This is a genomic window from Micromonospora sp. WMMD1155, assembly GCF_029581275.1.
In the GTDB taxonomy this organism is placed as follows: domain Bacteria; phylum Actinomycetota; class Actinomycetes; order Mycobacteriales; family Micromonosporaceae; genus Micromonospora.
The window spans coordinates 7,052,043-7,067,285 of record NZ_CP120742.1 but is presented as its reverse complement, the minus strand read 5'-3'; the positions used below and the strand labels follow the sequence as shown (position 1 = coordinate 7,067,285).

General features: G+C 67.5%; 15 protein-coding genes. 9 read left to right on the top strand and 6 right to left on the bottom strand.

The genetic code is table 11. From position 1 onward, the window contains the following. Positions 1-4: 4 nt before the first annotated feature. The 4 genes from O7617_RS32330 to O7617_RS32315 all read left to right on the top strand — a co-directional run bounded on the left by O7617_RS32330 (position 5) and on the right by O7617_RS32315 (position 3,765). Positions 5-1,309: a pyridoxal-phosphate dependent enzyme gene (locus O7617_RS32330; RefSeq protein WP_282260379.1), complete on the top strand. Its 1,305-nt coding sequence runs from the start codon at positions 5-7 to the stop codon at positions 1,307-1,309. A 1-nt stretch (position 1,310) separates the two neighbouring features. Continuing rightward, positions 1,311-2,501: an aminotransferase class V-fold PLP-dependent enzyme gene (locus O7617_RS32325; RefSeq protein WP_282260378.1), complete on the top strand. Its 1,191-nt coding sequence runs from the start codon at positions 1,311-1,313 to the stop codon at positions 2,499-2,501. A 108-nt stretch (positions 2,502-2,609) separates the two neighbouring features. Next, a complete protein-coding gene (locus tag O7617_RS32320; RefSeq protein WP_282260376.1) occupies positions 2,610-3,371 on the top strand; it encodes a class I SAM-dependent methyltransferase in 762 nt (253 codons plus the stop codon). An 85-nt stretch (positions 3,372-3,456) separates the two neighbouring features. Then, positions 3,457-3,765, top strand: a complete 309-nt coding sequence (locus tag O7617_RS32315) for a metalloregulator ArsR/SmtB family transcription factor (protein WP_282260375.1) — start codon at positions 3,457-3,459, stop codon at positions 3,763-3,765. 146 nt (positions 3,766-3,911) lie between these two features. Here the strand turns inward: O7617_RS32315 and O7617_RS32310 are convergent, their stop codons facing one another. Next, entirely contained in the window at positions 3,912-4,256 is a 345-nt protein-coding gene (locus O7617_RS32310) for a cupin domain-containing protein (protein ID WP_282260374.1), read from the bottom strand. A 333-nt stretch (positions 4,257-4,589) separates the two neighbouring features. On the opposite strand from O7617_RS32310, the gene O7617_RS32305 reads away from it, so the two are divergent. After that, positions 4,590-4,790 carry a hypothetical protein gene (locus tag O7617_RS32305; protein WP_282260372.1) on the top strand — a complete coding sequence of 67 codons (201 nt, stop codon included), beginning with the start codon at positions 4,590-4,592 and terminating at the stop codon, positions 4,788-4,790. 626 nt (positions 4,791-5,416) lie between these two features. Here the strand turns inward: O7617_RS32305 and O7617_RS32300 are convergent. After that, positions 5,417-5,950: a hypothetical protein gene (locus O7617_RS32300; RefSeq protein ID WP_282260371.1), complete on the bottom strand. Its 534-nt coding sequence runs from the start codon at positions 5,948-5,950 to the stop codon at positions 5,417-5,419. Between the two features lie 432 nt (positions 5,951-6,382). Here O7617_RS32300 and O7617_RS32295 point away from each other — a divergent pair, with 432 nt between their 5' ends. Both O7617_RS32295 and O7617_RS32290 read left to right on the top strand, forming a co-directional pair. Next, on the top strand, positions 6,383-7,000 hold the full coding sequence (locus tag O7617_RS32295; RefSeq protein WP_282260370.1) for a DUF2625 family protein: 618 nt from the start codon (positions 6,383-6,385) through the stop codon (positions 6,998-7,000). Positions 7,001-7,542: 542 nt separating this feature from the next. Further along, positions 7,543-8,067: a hypothetical protein gene (locus tag O7617_RS32290; RefSeq protein WP_282260369.1), complete on the top strand. Its 525-nt coding sequence runs from the start codon at positions 7,543-7,545 to the stop codon at positions 8,065-8,067. A 763-nt stretch (positions 8,068-8,830) separates the two neighbouring features. On the opposite strand, the gene O7617_RS32285 is transcribed toward O7617_RS32290, so the two are convergent. From O7617_RS32285 to O7617_RS32275, 3 genes are all read right to left on the bottom strand, one after another. After that, positions 8,831-10,336: a restriction endonuclease gene (locus O7617_RS32285; protein ID WP_282260368.1), complete on the bottom strand. Its 1,506-nt coding sequence runs from the start codon at positions 10,334-10,336 to the stop codon at positions 8,831-8,833. Positions 10,337-10,534: 198 nt separating this feature from the next. Beyond that, positions 10,535-11,821 carry an IS256 family transposase gene (locus O7617_RS32280; protein ID WP_282258381.1) on the bottom strand — a complete coding sequence of 429 codons (1,287 nt, stop codon included), beginning with the start codon at positions 11,819-11,821 and terminating at the stop codon, positions 10,535-10,537. Positions 11,822-12,056: 235 nt separating this feature from the next. Then, positions 12,057-12,806 carry an XRE family transcriptional regulator gene (locus tag O7617_RS32275; RefSeq protein ID WP_282260367.1) on the bottom strand — a complete coding sequence of 250 codons (750 nt, stop codon included), beginning with the start codon at positions 12,804-12,806 and terminating at the stop codon, positions 12,057-12,059. A gap of 127 nt (positions 12,807-12,933) precedes the next feature. On the opposite strand from O7617_RS32275, the gene O7617_RS32270 reads away from it, so the two are divergent. Both O7617_RS32270 and O7617_RS32265 read left to right on the top strand, forming a co-directional pair. Beyond that, a complete protein-coding gene (locus O7617_RS32270; RefSeq protein WP_282260366.1) occupies positions 12,934-13,128 on the top strand; it encodes a hypothetical protein in 195 nt (64 codons plus the stop codon). Further along, the gene (locus O7617_RS32265) at positions 13,115-14,317 is read left to right on the top strand and encodes a helix-turn-helix domain-containing protein (RefSeq protein WP_282260365.1); all 1,203 of its coding nucleotides are present in this window, start codon (positions 13,115-13,117) and stop codon (positions 14,315-14,317) included. The genes O7617_RS32270 and O7617_RS32265 overlap by 14 nt, the downstream gene beginning before the upstream one ends. A 14-nt stretch (positions 14,318-14,331) precedes the next feature. On the opposite strand, the gene O7617_RS32260 is transcribed toward O7617_RS32265, so the two are convergent. Then, positions 14,332-15,189 carry an oxygenase MpaB family protein gene (locus O7617_RS32260; protein ID WP_282260364.1) on the bottom strand — a complete coding sequence of 286 codons (858 nt, stop codon included), beginning with the start codon at positions 15,187-15,189 and terminating at the stop codon, positions 14,332-14,334. Positions 15,190-15,243 lie beyond the last annotated feature (54 nt).

The following is a 15,243-nucleotide window of genomic DNA, read 5'->3' as shown; positions in this document are numbered from 1 at the left end:
GAGCATGACGGATGCCATCGGCAACACACCGCTGGTGCGCATCGACCCCGCGGTACACGGTCTGCGCAACATCGACCTGTACGCCAAGATGGAGCTGCTCAACCCGTTCGGTTCCCTGAAGGACCGCGCCGCGTGGAACATGGCCCGGCCCCTGCTCACCCAGGCCGTCGAGCGCGGCGACACCGTCGTGGAGTTGTCCAGCGGCAACACCGCCAAGGCCCTCGCCGTCATCGCCGGCATGCACGGGCTCACCTTCAAGAGCGTCACCAACCGCATGAAGGTCGCCGAGATCAAGGACCTGCTCCTGCTGCTCGGCGCGGAGATCGACGAGCTGCCCGGCCAGGCCGAATGCCTCGACCCCACCGACACCGACGACCCGCTGACCAGGATGTACCACCGGCTCGCCGGATCGGGCGAGGGCTACCTGCACACCGACCAGTACTTCAACGAACTCAACGTCGACGCACACCTCAACGGCACCGGCCCGGAGATCGTGAAGGACCTCGACGGCCGAGCCCCGGACTACTTCATCGCCTGCGTCGGAACGGCCGGCTCGTCCACCGGCGTGGCGGCCGCGCTGCGCCAGCACAATCCCGATGTACGGGTCGTCGGGCTGGTGGCACACAAGTCCGACTTCATCCCGGGGATCCGCACCATCGACGAGGTGCACGAGGTCGGCCTCTTCGACCCCGACGTCTACGACGCAGTCGAGACGATCACCGCCGACGACGCCATCGACGGTCTACTGACTCTCGTACGCCGGTGCGGCACGCTCGCCGGGCCGACCGGTGGCGGCGCATACCAGGGCGCCGTCCGCCACCTGCGCGCCGTCGACGCGCAGCTCACCGAACGCCGCACGGCGGTCTTCATCGTCTGCGACCGGGTGGAGAGCTACATGAGTTACCTGCGGGAGAGACGCCCCGAGCTGTTCGGGCGGCCACCACGACGCAACTCCCTCCGCACGGTCACCGACGCGGAGGTGCGGCAGGCGGCGACGGTGGACGTCGCGGAGGCCGAGCGGTGGATCGCCGAGCGCCGAGGGCTGGTCGTCGACCTGCGCAGCCCGTTCGCGTACCAGGCGCTGCACATCGACGGCTCGGTCAACATCGTCGACGAGCTGTTCGCCGAGCTGCTGCATGGTGGGCTGCCGTTCGGTCGCCGCCAGCCGGTGCTCCTGGTCTGCCCGGTGGGGGAGAAGTCCGCCCGCTACGCCGCTCTGCTGACCCGGATGGGTCATCCGGACGTGCGCTCGCTCGACGGTGGGATCATCGCCTGGCGCGACGCGGGCGCGGAGCTCGTACGCGACTGACATGGGTGTTCTCGACGAGCTGCACACGTGGCAGGACGGGCTGCGTGGTCAGTTCCCGCTGATCACGGCGAACCCGGACGTGGCGTACCTGGACAGCGCCGCCACCTCGCAGAAGCCGCAGGCGGTCCTCGACGCCGTCCTGACCTACCTGACGACGGGCAACGCCAACGCCGCGCGGGGCACGTACCCGTGGGCGAACCGGACCACCACCCGCATCGAGCAGGCCCGCGACCGACTGCGCCGCTTCCTCGACGACCCGGTGCCACAGCGGTCCGGGGTGCACTTCGTCAGCGGCACCACCGAAGGGCTGCGCGCCGTCGCCCGCGACTGGCTCGCCCCGCAGCTACGCGACGGCGACGAGATCATCGTGCCGTTCGCCGATCACGCCGCCAACAACGCACCCTGGCTGGAGGCCGCCGAGCTGCTGCGTCACCAGGGCGTGTCCATCGACGTCCGGGCCATGCCGTACGACGACGCCCACGACTACGACACCGCCGGGCTCGCTGCGATGGTCAACGACCGGACCCGTCTGATCGCCGCGACCCACGTGCACCACGTCTACGGCAACGACATGAACGTGCACCGGCTGCGCGCGGCAGCCGGACCGAGCGTCCCGATCTGCCTCGACGCCGCGCAGGGCGTGGGGCACCTGCCGCTGTCCACCGCGACGACCGACGTCGACTTCGTGGTGTTCTCCGGGCACAAGGCGATGGCGTTGCCCGGGACCGGCGCGATCTGGGCGCGCAATCAGCGCGGTCCGACCTACGCGCCGGCCGGCTGGCTCGGCTCACCCAACACCAGCGGCATCATCAGCCTGGTGGCCGCACTGGACTGGCTCGACGCCGCCGGCCTGGATCGCGTCGCCCGGTGGAACACCGCTCTCGGCGCACGGCTCACCGACGGGTTGCGCACGCTGTCCACCGTCGAGGTGCTGGGCTGTCAGAGCAGCCTGGCCGCCGACAGCCGGACCCAGCAACGCCAGGGCATCGTGGCCTTCCGGCACCGCCTGATCGGCTCGAACGACCTCGGGTTCATCCTGGCCGCGCACGGACTCCTGGTCCGCGCGGACGGTCACTGTCAGGGCGACCAGGGCGAGAAGACGGCATCCGTACGGGTGAGCCTGCACGTCTACAACACCGCCGAGGAGGTGGACCGGCTCCTGTCGGTCCTGATGGAACTCGACCGCGATTGACCGACACGCCGCGATTGGCCGGCTCCTCCGTCTCGACTCGCCTATCCTGTCGGAAATGGCTCTCGTTATCGTTAGCCTTCCCGTCCGTACGTCGTCCGGAGTGCACCCATGGCAACGACCACCGGCGCGCCCGGCGTCGCGCTCGACCCACCGCAGACAGCCCAGTGGCGCGAGACATGGTCAGAGCTCATGGAAGGGTTCGTGCCGTACCTCGCCGGCCTTGAGGAGACGCTGTGCCGGGTCGCCGAGGCCGTTCACGGCCGGGCGCCCCGCCGAGTGCTGGACCTCGGCGGCGGTCCCGGGCTGCTGGCCGAGCGGATGGCCCGGCGGTGGGCCGGTGCCGAGGTCACCCTCATGGACATCGATCCGGTGCTGCTGGCGCTGGCGCGCGGCGCCCTGGCGGGGCAGGTGCGGGCGTTGGAGGGAGACCTGTCGACACCGCGCTGGGTGGACCGAACGGGTGGCGGCCACGACCTGATCACGGTGGTCATGACCCTGCACTACCTGCCATCGTCCCAGGTGCGGGCGTTCTACGACGACGCGCGACGCTGCCTGGCCCCCGGCGGACTGCTCGTCGTCGCGGACCTCATGCCCGACGACGGACTCCCGTCCCTGATGAGCGCGCTGGATCCCGCCCCGAACGAGGCCGCCGCGGAGTTGGCCTGGGCGCAGTGGTGGAACGACATCGCCGACCTGGAGGTGCTGCGCCCGCTGCTGGCGCAGCGGGAGGCGGTCTTCGGCAGCCGCCCACCGGCCGAGTTCACCGCACCGGTGTCGTGGCACACCGCCGCCGCTCGTGAGGCCGGATTCGGCCAGGCCGGAATCCTCTGGCGGTGCGGCAGGCACGCGGCGCTGGCGGCGGTGGCCTGACCGTCGACCGGCCGCCCCCCGAGGAACGCATGCACGTGTCGTACCCCGCCGCCAGACTCACGGCCGCCCGCCTGCGGGCACTGGCATGAGCACCGATCGCCTCGACGAGACGAGGCACGTCCTGGACCGCGCCGTCGTCGTGCTGCGCGCCATGGCGTACGAGCACCGGATGCGCATCCTCGTGCTGCTGCGGGACGGCGACCAGACGCCGGCCTCGCTGGCGGCGGCCATGTCGACGGATTCGACGATCATCGCCCGCCACCTTCGGTACCTCAGGGACGCTCGGTTGATCCGGCGCAAGCGGCGCGGTCGAGAGGTCACCTACACGCTGCACGGAGAGGCCACCAGGCGACTCGTCGCGGAGGTGCTACACCATGCCGAACGCTCGGCCTGACCATCGCGCGGGCGGTGCCACATCGGCGATCACCGGCGCACCCGAACGACGGCCTTGTCCTTGCGCTTCCGGGTCGGGTGGAGCGCGGCGTCGTCGAGAGTCGCTGCTGTTCCGACGTGCGTGCGTAGGCGTCCGTCTCGGCCGCGCTACTCGGCGCGCCGATCAGGGGCGCGTGAGCCGTACGCCGGACCGAACACCACCAGCAGCGCCAGATCCTCGGTCACCTCGTCGAACCGGTGCTCCTCGCCGGCCGGCACGAAGATCACCGAACCCGGGCCCACCTCGGCCGAGCCGTCCGGGGTCACGATCCGGGCCCGCCCCGCGGTTACCACGTAGATCTCATCCTCGGTGTGCGGGCTCTGATCGTCGAGACCACCGGCCGGGATGCAGTACGTCCCGACCGACAGGTCCGGCACCCTCAGGTGTTCGATCCAGTCGTTGGCGGCCCCGGCGGGTGCGGTCCACCGGCCCGCACCTTCGACGATCAGCATGGCCGAACCCTAAGGGACGTCCCGGGACGGGTGAAGACCCTTCCCAGCGCGGCCGTGCCGTCACCTCAGTCGGCGGCGGACCCACCGGAGCGACGACCGGGACAGCACGGGGCGGTCAACGCCGCCGGGCGTCGTCCCGGGCCCGCCGCAGGCCGGCCAGTTCTTACGAAACCGCCCCAGCAGGGCTTGGCGTACCAGTGCGGGTCGAATTCCACCCAGCTTGCGCCGGCTCCGTCGACGAAGCCGTGGGCTTCATCGCCGTTCTGATCCAGCAGATAGGCCCAGTAGATCAATCCGGTTCCCAAGCTGACAGTCCTCCTGCAGGATGACCCGGTGGATGCTTGGCAGTCGGTCGATGACCTCATCGTGCAGCGGCGAAACATCATGGCGATCAAGTCCATCCGCGAGATTGAGTCATGCAGTCTTCAGCGCGCGATCGACCTCTTCACCGAGCGGGCGGAGTTCTTGAGGCAGACACGGCCCAGTGATTTCGCGGTCCCTCCCGACGAACACGGGAACGATGTCTCAACCTGAGTCCCTAGCTGCGTGAGTGACCAACTGCGTGACGACGGGCGCGGCCAGCGCCGGACGCCCATGGACCCTACGGACCGTTCGGCGGGCTCAGCCTTGCTGATGGCGCGGTTCCTCGATGGCCGGTGGTTCCTTCGGACCGAAGCGGTCAGGATTCTGTTCTCTACGCCGGAAGGTCGTGATTCCCAAGCTGATGGCGGCTCGCCCTCACCTATAGACTGATCTGGATTAGCGCAAGATCGTTGGTTGGATGAGGGGTGAGCGTTGGCGGCTCGACAAGGTGTGCCCTGGTTCCCGATCGCGTGGTTCCTGCTTGCGCTGGTGTGCCTGTGGCTGACGGTCGCCACGACGCTAGACCCCGATGGTGCGTGGTGGGTTCCGCTCACCTTCGGTGCCTGCACCATCGTCGCTACAGGGAGCGCCGTTGCTCGGCTGCGGGACCACCGCAATCGGAATCGCCGGACGTAGCCGGTAGGCCGTTGTCGGACAGCAGCGACGGGTCCGACCGAGATGCCGGGTCGGCCATCGGGATCCCTTCGGTGCCGAGCAGGACGGGCCGATGCACCGCGGTCGACGAGCCGCCACGGCGCGGTCGCGGGGCCGCCGGCCCCGCGACCACACCCCGCGTGTTACTTCATTTGGATGGTCATTGCCTCAATCTGGCGGTTCTGCCCGACGGTGCCGGCCACCTGACCGTCGCAACGCTGCCCCTGCCAGCCGAGGTTCTGCACATGGGCCTCGTAGCAGATTCGGTGGATTGCCCCGGTGGCCTTGACCTTGAAGGCCTCCAACTGGAGGTTCCTGCCCATGGTGCCAGCATCCTCGTTGTCGCAGCGTTCTGATTGCCAACCGATGTTCTGCACGTGGGCGGAATAGCAGACGCCGCCCGTGCCGGCGACGGCGAACGCCTCGATCTGTCGATTCTGGCCGGTGGTGCCGGCGATCTGCCCATCGCAATACGGGTAGAGCCAACCGTCGATGTTTTGAAGGTGAACGGCGTAGCAGACGGAGCCCGTCGCGGACAGCGTCGTGCGCCGGTTTACCTCGGCCTGCAGCGCCTGCAGCATTCCCCGAGTCTCGTCATCGGTGACAAAGGATGAATTCGTCGCCGTCTCGTCGGTTACCGCCGCGCTGCTGGCGGTTGCCGGCCAGATCAGCGTCAACGCCACCATTGTGGCCCCGATTGCCTGCTTCGTCCTGTGCAACTTCAAGAGACACCCCCGTGTGACTTGGTGGTGCGGCATCTGCCGCATCAAATGCGCGAGCAGCCCCGTTCGGATGAAGGCACACCACCCGACGGTCTCGGGAACAGGGCTCACGAACAACACGTTCTCGCGGAGATCAATCTATTTGCATTCAGCTACGTTCGCAAGGGCGGCTCTTGCCCGGTGTGGAGGGGGCCGTGCCGGCGTGGCGGCTCGGCTCCCGGCGGTCATCATGGACTGCCGGCAATGGACTGCCGGCGATGTCGGGGCTCAGGAGCTGCGTGACAGATCGGTCTCGGGACGTGGGTTACACGTCCGGCTAGACGATCTTGTTCGTTTACGGCGGGCCCTCAGAGTCGCACGGGTGGATCCTCCTGCGAGGCTGAGGGGGTGGAACAGTCTGCGTGGGCTGAAGTTTCGGCGCTGGTGGCGGCGGCTCCGTATCCGGTGGAGGTGCTGCCGGCCGATCCGCAGCAGGCGGCAGCCTGTCTGGCGGCCCTGGAAATCACGACCAGGTCGTGGCTCGGGGCGGTGGTCGCCAACAGCGGCGGGCTGGTGATCGATCACGGTTGGCTTCGGGTGCTCGGCGGTGGGCACGACGGGCTGCCGGATGTGGCGGCCGAGATAGTCCCGGGGGCTGGTCGTCTGGTCGTCGCTTTCGACGTGATGGGCGGGCAGTTCGCGTGGTTGCAGGCGGAGCCGGCCGCGAGGCCGACGGTGCATTACTTCGGCCCGGAGGACCTGGCTTGGCAGAACCTTGAGCTTGGGTATGGCGACTGGCTGGAGGCGATGCTCACGGGTGCACTGACTGGCTTCTATGAAGGCTTGCGCTGGCCAGGGTGGGAAGCCGAGGTGGCCAACGTTGCCCTGGATCAGGGGATCAGCGCATTGCCAACGCCCTGGACTCGGGAGGGCAAGGATCTCTCGGCGGTGTCCCGCAAGCTGATCCCGCTTGCTGAACTCGTTTCGGTTCACCAGGATGCGGCGCGTCAGCTCGGTTTCCTCTAGAACAGGGGCGCGCGCCCGTCGCTTCGCTGGCGCTCCGACTCCGGGCACGCAACACGCCCGGCGGCTGCGCGGAAGCGAGAAGCCCAAGGGGCCGCCGCAGAACCACAGAGGGCGTTGGCCGGGGGTGATGGACCGGCAGCCGGCCGGGCCGCGCGGCCACGAGCCGGCGTGGCGTAGGGGAGCGCACGCTGGCCGCGTCGGCGAGCTGGCGGCGGCTAGCGGGGTTGCGGTTACTGCGCCTCCGGCGCGGGCGCTCGGGCTCCGGGATGGTTGCAACCCCGTCGGCGCGTTGCGGCCGTGAGTGGTTGCGCAAGCCATCCCGCCGGCCATCGACCCAGGCAAGCCGAGCAGACCACCGACCGACCCACCAGCGTCCGACCGTGCGTCAAGGTCGTCTTGACGTGGCGGGCCGGGCGGTAGCCCGCTCCCCAGAGGGCGGGTCGACGGCAGACGGGACAGCGAAAGGTGGTGGAGACTGTCATGCTTGTGATCATGGATGCGTCCGTCCGGATGAGCAGAGAGTGAGAGGCATGAGATTTGCTATGAAGCGCCGACTACGCCGTATTGCTGCTGGACTGCTGGCTAGCGTCGCAGCGGCTGGCGCCCTGGTCGTTTCGTCCGCCGCACCGGCTAGCGCCGATACCTATACGGCGTGGAACTATCTCACCAACGCGGCAACACAGCAGTGCCTGGCCACCGACTTCAGCACCAGCGTCTACACCTTTACCGGCTGTAACGGGCCGCAAAGGTGGCGAATGCAGAATCTCGCTGCCTACCCGGGAACCTTCATGCTGCAGAACGAGGCGACCGGGCGCTGCCTGAAGCAAGTGACCATCTCCCGGGTAATCAGCGCCTCCTGCGATGGATCCATAATCGAGTTCCGGTGGAGGGTGTCGTCCGGCTATATCTGGAGCGACAACACCGATGGTGACCTGGTCACGGACTACAGTCAGAGAGTGTATCTATACAATGGGGCCATCCTGCCCGGCGATCAGTGGTGGGGCTGGAAGTACTCGCGTGCCGCTGGTTCAGCTTCTCTCTCGCCGATCGAGAGTCTCGTTCTTTAGACCTGTGTGGCACGAGCAGACCGCCACCCGACCCGCCAGCGTCCGTCCGCGTGTCAAGGCCGTCTTGACGTGGCGGGCCGGGTGGCGGCCCGCTCCCAGGAGGGCGGGTCGACGGCAGACGCGATGGCAGGTAATCGCCGGTAGGGTGCCTTGCTATGGGCGCGGATCGATTCCCCTATGGGTCCCGTTAGCTGTTGCTGTGCTCGGTGTTCTGGGCACACTCGGTGCCGCGATATTCGGGCAAATTTGGTCAAAGAGGCGTGAGAAGGAGCGCTGGCGACGGGAACGTGAGGCTGAGCATCAACGATGGGAACGAGAACGCGTGGCCGGCCGCTCCCGCCGATTGGTACCCGACTTCGTGGAAGAGTGGTGGGCCACCGGCCCGGACATGACGACCATCCAGGGCAGCTACGGCTAACGCCACTTTGACCGAGGGCTCCGACATGTCCATGAGGGCCAGGGAATGAACCAGTGCCGGGGGACTGACTCGTAGTGAGCAAGTCAGCCAGTATCGCAAGATCCGGAACCGGCACGGAATGATCACGGGTGGCGCTGCCTGCGAGGCGGACGTTTCTCCTGATAGACCAGCCCGACCACGGTCACGCGCTATCTCCTTCTTAAACCGTGTGTCTCCAGGGCGGTAACAGCAGCGCCGACAGCTGGCGACGGCAGCGCACGAACGAGCGCCCGAGGTGGCGGACGTTAGTAGACGAAGGCTCAGAGCCTGCAAGCGAGGGCCCCATCCGGTCCGGATGAGGATGCCTTACTCCAAGTCTGCCCTGTTCCAGCCCGGCGGAATCTTTTGCAGGCCGATTAGGACGTCTAGGCCAAGGTGTTCTTTCAGCATGTGTTTGAGATTACGGCCTTCGATAATTTCGATGCGTCCGTTCGCGGCGGCGAAGTCGCGGCTCGCCTTGCCCACCCACGAAGTAGTAACGAGAACGCCCTTGGCGGCCCGCTTGTGATCCATCACGCCGGCAAGAGCGTGGACGGCTTCAAGGCCGACAATTTTGCTGTAACGCTTGGCCTGGATGATGCAAAGCCCGCCGACGATTGGATCCTCATTGACAGCGACGCCATCGACTCCTTCGTCCTTGGAGGCTTGCGTGACCCAGGACTTCATGCCGATGCTCTCGAACAGACGGCGGATGAGATGCTCGAACTCTCCGGGAGAGAGTGTTAGTAGGTCCGTTCGGCTATCCAAGCTGGCGACGACGTCCATCTCGTCAACGAACTTGTATTTTGAAAGGTCGAAGGAGACTACTGGCCTGACGCCTTCTAGGTCGTACGGGTGCGGGGAAACGATGGCGTTCAGGTGGCTGCGAAGGCACAGAACCGGGTCCAGCTCTGGCTCATCGAGCTGCACAACGGCAAACTGGTCCCGCTCGGCACCCACGCTCATCAGCAACGGACGAATGGCGCGGCCAGTCGCCTTGTCCTTGGTTGAGGCATAGCCGTTGAAGACGATGCCGGTGACGAGGTCCTGAGAAGTCGCCTCGAAAGTCTCGGCAATGGTGCGCAATGTCAGCCGTGCAAGGACGTCACCGTACAGCTTCTTAGTCTCGGGCTCCTTGCGAGGTATAGCAACCATTCCCTTCGCCGTCGTGTATCGATAACCGACCACGGTGGGCACGACGTCTCGTAGTGGTAGCTCGTACTCGATAAGCAGCTCCCTGGAGGCAGGGTCATAGTGAGCGGCGGCCTTGCCTGTCAGGCCCTCCGGGTATCGAGACTGAGCGAGGACGTGTTGTAGACGCTCAACAAACGCAGATGGTCCGCCGTTCGACAAAGCCGCCCTAAGTTCGAGGTCAGACTCGGCAGCCCGCCTGTTTTTTTGGGCTAGCAGCTGTGCATACTCAGCAATCCTCGTGCTGACGGCCTCGGTCCGGAACTCGGCCTCTGCCATCTTCTGGGCGTGTACCTCCCGCTCCGCCAGGCGCTTCGCGGCGGCTGCCTTGTGCGCCTTTTCGCGAGCGTCGGCAGCTAGGCGTCGTTCCTCAGCACGCTCGCGTTGGGCAGCCTCTCGCGCTGCCTTCGCCGCCGATTGATCGGCCAGCCGCTTCGCCTGCGCATCATGCCTCAGGCGTGCCACCTCGGCCTTCTTGGCCGCAGCCTCGGCTTGCTTAGCCCCGCGGCGTGCCTCCGCCTCCTGGCGCTTTTGCTCGGCAACCAACTCGCGGTGCCAGCGCGCCTCCGCTTGCGCCTGGAGCTTCTTGGCCTGCTTGCGCGCATCGAGCATCTGAGCAATCAGGCCCTTACGTCGCGCCATGCGTCCTCCGAAGGTCCACCATAGACAGGCACGACCGTAACGCACCCGCAACGCAGTGGAAAGCCTGAACTACGTAGGGTAGTTGTGGTGCCAGCGATGCAGGAAGTCAGTGTGAAGGTCGATCCGAAGCGGTTCTATCTGATCGCTTCTCCCACGGAGGTGGGCCTGTCTCGCTAAGGGTGTTTCCGGCGATCTTGGTTAGTAGGTTTCAGCGGCTGGGAAGCGGTCGCTGAAGGTGATGGCGAAGGCGTTCAGGGCGGGTTTCCAGCGCATCGTCCATCGGGTTCTGCCTGCTCCGGTGGGGTCCAACGATCGGGTCACCAGGTACAGACACTTCAACGCGGCCTGTTCGTTGGGGAAGTGGCCGCGGGCTTTCACGGCCCGGCGGTAGCGGGCGTTGAGCGACTCGATCGCGTTGGTCGAGCAGATCACCCGCCGGATTTCGACGTCGTAGTCGAGGAACGGGATGAACTCCGCCCACGCGTTGTCCCACAAGCGGATCACCGCCGGATACCGGCCGCCCCACTTCTCGGCCAGGTCCTCGAACGCCGCCCGGGCCGCGGTGGCGTTGACAGCGGTGTAGATCGGCTTGATGTCGTGCTTGAGCGCGTCCCAGTACTTGCGGGAGGTGAGCCGGAACGTGTTACGGATCAGATGGATGATGCACGTCTGCACGATCGTAGCCGGCCACACGTTCGTCACCACCTCCGGCAGGCCCTTCAGGCCGTCGCAGACGAGGAAGAACACGTCCTTCACGCCCCGGTTACGCAGGTCGGTCAGCACACTCATCCAGAACTTCGCACCCTCACCACCCGAGCCGGCCCACAACCCGAGGATGTCCTTCTCCCCGTCGAGCGTGACCCCGATCGCGGCGTAGAAGGGCCGGTTGGCGACCTGCCCGTCGCGGACCTTGACCACGATCGCGTCGATGAACACGGCGGCGTAGATCTCATCCAGGGGCCGGTGCGACCAGTCGGTCATCTCCTCGATCACCTTGTCGGTGATCCGCGAGATCGTCTCCTTCGACACCGAAGCCCCGTAGATCTCCGCGAAATGCGCCGAGATCTCCCCCGTGGTCAAACCCTTGGCATACAACGACAACACGACTTCGTCGACCCCGGACAGGCGCCGCTGCCTCTTCCGGACGATCTGCGGCTCGAACGTGCCGGCCCGGTCCCGCGGCACGTCGATCTGCACCGGCCCCGACGCGTCGGTCAACACCGTCTTCGCCCTGGTGCCGTTGCGGACGTTGCCCGACTCCACCCCAGCCGACTCATGTTTCTCATAGCCGAGGTGCTCGGTCATCTCCTCGTTCAACGCGGTCTCCAGGACCGTCTTGGTCAACTGCTTGAGCAACCCGTCCGGGCCGGTCAACGACAGCCCTTGCTCCTTCGCGGCCCGGACCAGCTCCGCAGCGGCCTTCGCCTCCGCCGACGGCTCCGCCCGCTTCTTACGTCCGCTCTGGTCGTTCAGTGTCGCGGTCATCACGGCACCCTCCTCACCAGGCACAACGCCCGATGGGTCAGGCCGGAAACACCGTTAGATCCACAGACCCACGGAGGTCGCTGACAGCAGCGGTGACAGCAACGTGCCTAGAGGAGGGCAGCCGCCGGCGGCCGGACGCAGACAGCCGTCCGAGGTCGCGCCTGCGGATGGACCCCGCCGGACGACGCGCCCAGAACTTACAAGCGAGGGGTCGGAGGCACGTGACTCTCGTGCGCTACGTCGCGGACATGTTGTAGCGATCGAGCGTTGCCTTGGACGTCGAGGCGTCCTGGAAGACAAGCTCCCACGGCCCGGTGTTGACGTCCATGTCCTTGCCGAACCCGACCCACTTCCCGGCCATCCGTCGACCCGTGGGCTCGGCGAGGAGCTGGATCGCACCGTGATAGCGGGCGCCACGGTAGTAGCCGGCCGGGTCGGTCTGCTCCACCCAGGTGCCGGTGACGACGGCACCGTCCACGGTCAGGTCCAGCGAGAGGGACGACGCCGCCGAGCCGGGCAGGCTGCGCGCGGTCAGTCGATCGCCGTGCTGGAGCAGTACCACGAAGTGCTGTCCGGCGAAGGAGTCGCCCCGCCCGCTGGAGTAGTACTGATAGCGGCTGAGCCACACACCCTCGTACGACCTGTGGGCCGTGGCGGGCTTGGACGTCGGCGTCGGCGTGGCCAGGTTGGACATGGGGGAGGTCATGTCATGGCCGCCGTGTTCGTCGTCGGCGACCTCCCCGCCGGGCACCGCGGCGAAGCCCAGCAGCGAGATGGGTAGGCCGGTGACGACTTCCAGGGCGCGGGCGTAGACGGGTCGGGGCGCAGCGATCGCGCCGGACTCCCATCGCTGGACGAGTCTCTTGTTGGCGTCGTTGGGCTCACCGACGCGGTGGCCGGCGGCCTGGAGCGCGCGGGCGAAATCGTCCTGGCTCATGCGCATCCCGGTACGGACGGCGCGGAGGGCGGTGTTGGGGGCGGCCATGACCGCCACGATAGCGTCATGTCGCCTGAATGTCGTCGGCAATGTGGTCGAGTTGTCGTATCTCGTGCCGTCGCAGTCGGCGACATAGCGACGTCAGTGTGAACGTGCGACGGTCGCGGGTGCCGTCGTGCTTCTGCTGACGGAGGTGGAGATGGCGGGTGACGGCGGCGAGCCGGCGGTGAGCCGAGGCGAGCAGATCCAGGCGGCCGAGCGGGAGGCGGCCAAGCGACGCCTTCTCGCCGAGGCCGAGGCGGATCGGATACCGGCCGAGGAGACGACCCGGGCGAGGCCGGATCGGAGTCGGCGTCATGGGCAACGTTGAACTGTTGCCCGTGGGGCGGCGGGTGGCGTACTGGCGGGGGCGACGGAAGCTGTCGCAGCAGGTGTTCGCCGACCGGCTCGGCAAGTCGAAGAGCTGGGTCGACAAGGTCGAACGTGGTGTGCGGTCGCTCGACAAGCTGTCGACGCTCCAAGAGATCGCCCGCGTGCTGAGGATCGACGCCGCCGTGCTGGTCGGCCGCGATGTCGCGCCGGTAGAGGCGACCGACTGCGTAGAGGGCGTCGACCGAGTCAGGGCGGCGTTGGCGCGGTACGAGATCCCGTTGGGCCAGCCGGCGGGTCACCGGCCGGTGTTGCCGGTGGACCGGATGCTGCGGGATGTGGAGTATGCGTGGACGACGTTTCAGCACGGCCGCTACCCGCAGGTGATCAACTTGCTGCCGGACCTGCTCACCAATGCGCAGCGCACTCACGCGCAAGCCTCGGCGGCGGGCCGGGTGCCGCTGGTGGAGGCGTACCGGGTCACGGCTGCTCTGCTGGTCAAGCTCGGGGATCTCGGGCTTGCGTGGTTGGCCACCGACCGGGCGATGCTCGCCGCCACCGGCGAGCCGGAGTCAGTGGCCGCCGCAGCCGTGCATCTCGGCCAGGTGCTGCGCACGTCAGGGCGGGCGCGGGAGGCGAAGTCGGTGCTGCTCGCCGCCGCGTACCGGATCGCCCCGCGCGAGGTGGAGAACGGCACACCGGCGGAGCTGTCCCTGTGCGGAACCCTGCTCCTCGAAGCTGCACTGGCAGTTACGCACGACGGGAACAAGGCCGCCGTCACCGACCTGATCGACGAGGCCGCCGGCATGGCAGAGCGCGTCGGCGACGGGCACGATCATCACCGCACCGCGTTCGGGCCGACCGCCGTCGAGGTGGCTCGTGCCGCCGCAGCCGTGGAGGCCGGCGACTTCCATGCCGCGATCCGCTGGCACGACAAGGCCGCCGGGCGGGACGGCTGGCGGTGGTTGCCAGCAGAACACCGCGCCGCGCACCTGCTCGACGTCGCGCGTGCCCATCTGCACGCTGATGATGTGGCCAATGCCGCTCGGTTGCTGGTGCAGGCCGAGCGCACCGCACCGGCCGAGATCACGCACCGGCCCGTCGCCCGGGACATCCTTGCCGAGGTTGCCCGCGACCCGCGCGCCCCGACCACGATCGCCAAGCTCGCTGCCACCCTCGGGGTCGGCTGACATGCTGCTGACGCTCAGCCGGCACGGTCCTGCTGCGGACCGAGCCGGCTGATCTCGTACCCCTCGGGGTAGCTCTTGGTCTTGATCCCGTCGGCGAACAGTGCCGTCGTCCGGGGCGCCCCGAACCACCGTTGCGACCGGGAGCGCAGCTTCAGCGCCACACGTAGGCCGACCCGGACCGGCCACGGCGGCGCGTCGACTCGCATCGCGCGCCGCAGCGGCGCGTCGTACATGGCACTGACCAGCGCGTTGCCCAGCGGTGCGAACAGGCGGGGGATCCGGTCGAGCATCAGCATGCGGGTGGCCCGTTCGATGGCCGCCGCGTCGTCGTTCGGCTGCAGGTGAGCCGCGTCGTGGGCGGTGAACCAGGTCTCGAACTCGTGGTACGACCCGGGGATGTCCGTGATGCCCATCCGCCGCCCGAGCTCCCGGTAGAACAGGTACGTGGCCTGGCGCTCGTGGCAGCAGGGCGGGCGCCAACCGTACTCCTGCAGCCACCGGGTCGGGACGACCACCAGGCAGCCGAGGACGTAGCGGAAGTCGTCGTCGCTGATGTCGTAGGGGCGGTGGATCTGGTTGACGCGTCGCAACGCGTCCCGACCACGGGGTTGCTCGAAGCCGTTGAGCACCATCTCGTACATAAGCAGGCCGGTGTCGTCGATCCGCTTCTGGGTGCGTTCGGTCAGCTCACCGGTGGCCGTGTGCACGGCGGCGATGGCGGGGATCGAGAAGGACCGGTTGAAAGCCAGGTTGAGGCCGAGCTTCATGTCCCACGGGAACTCGTAACGCAGCATGGTCTGGTAGATGTCCAGGTAGTCGCGCTCGGGGTCCAGCGTGCGGATCCGGTTCAGGTTGGCGTAACGGCCTCTCATCGGCGGGCGCCTCCTGCCGTGGGATGGGGACATCTGCGGTCGCGGGTGCTCGGT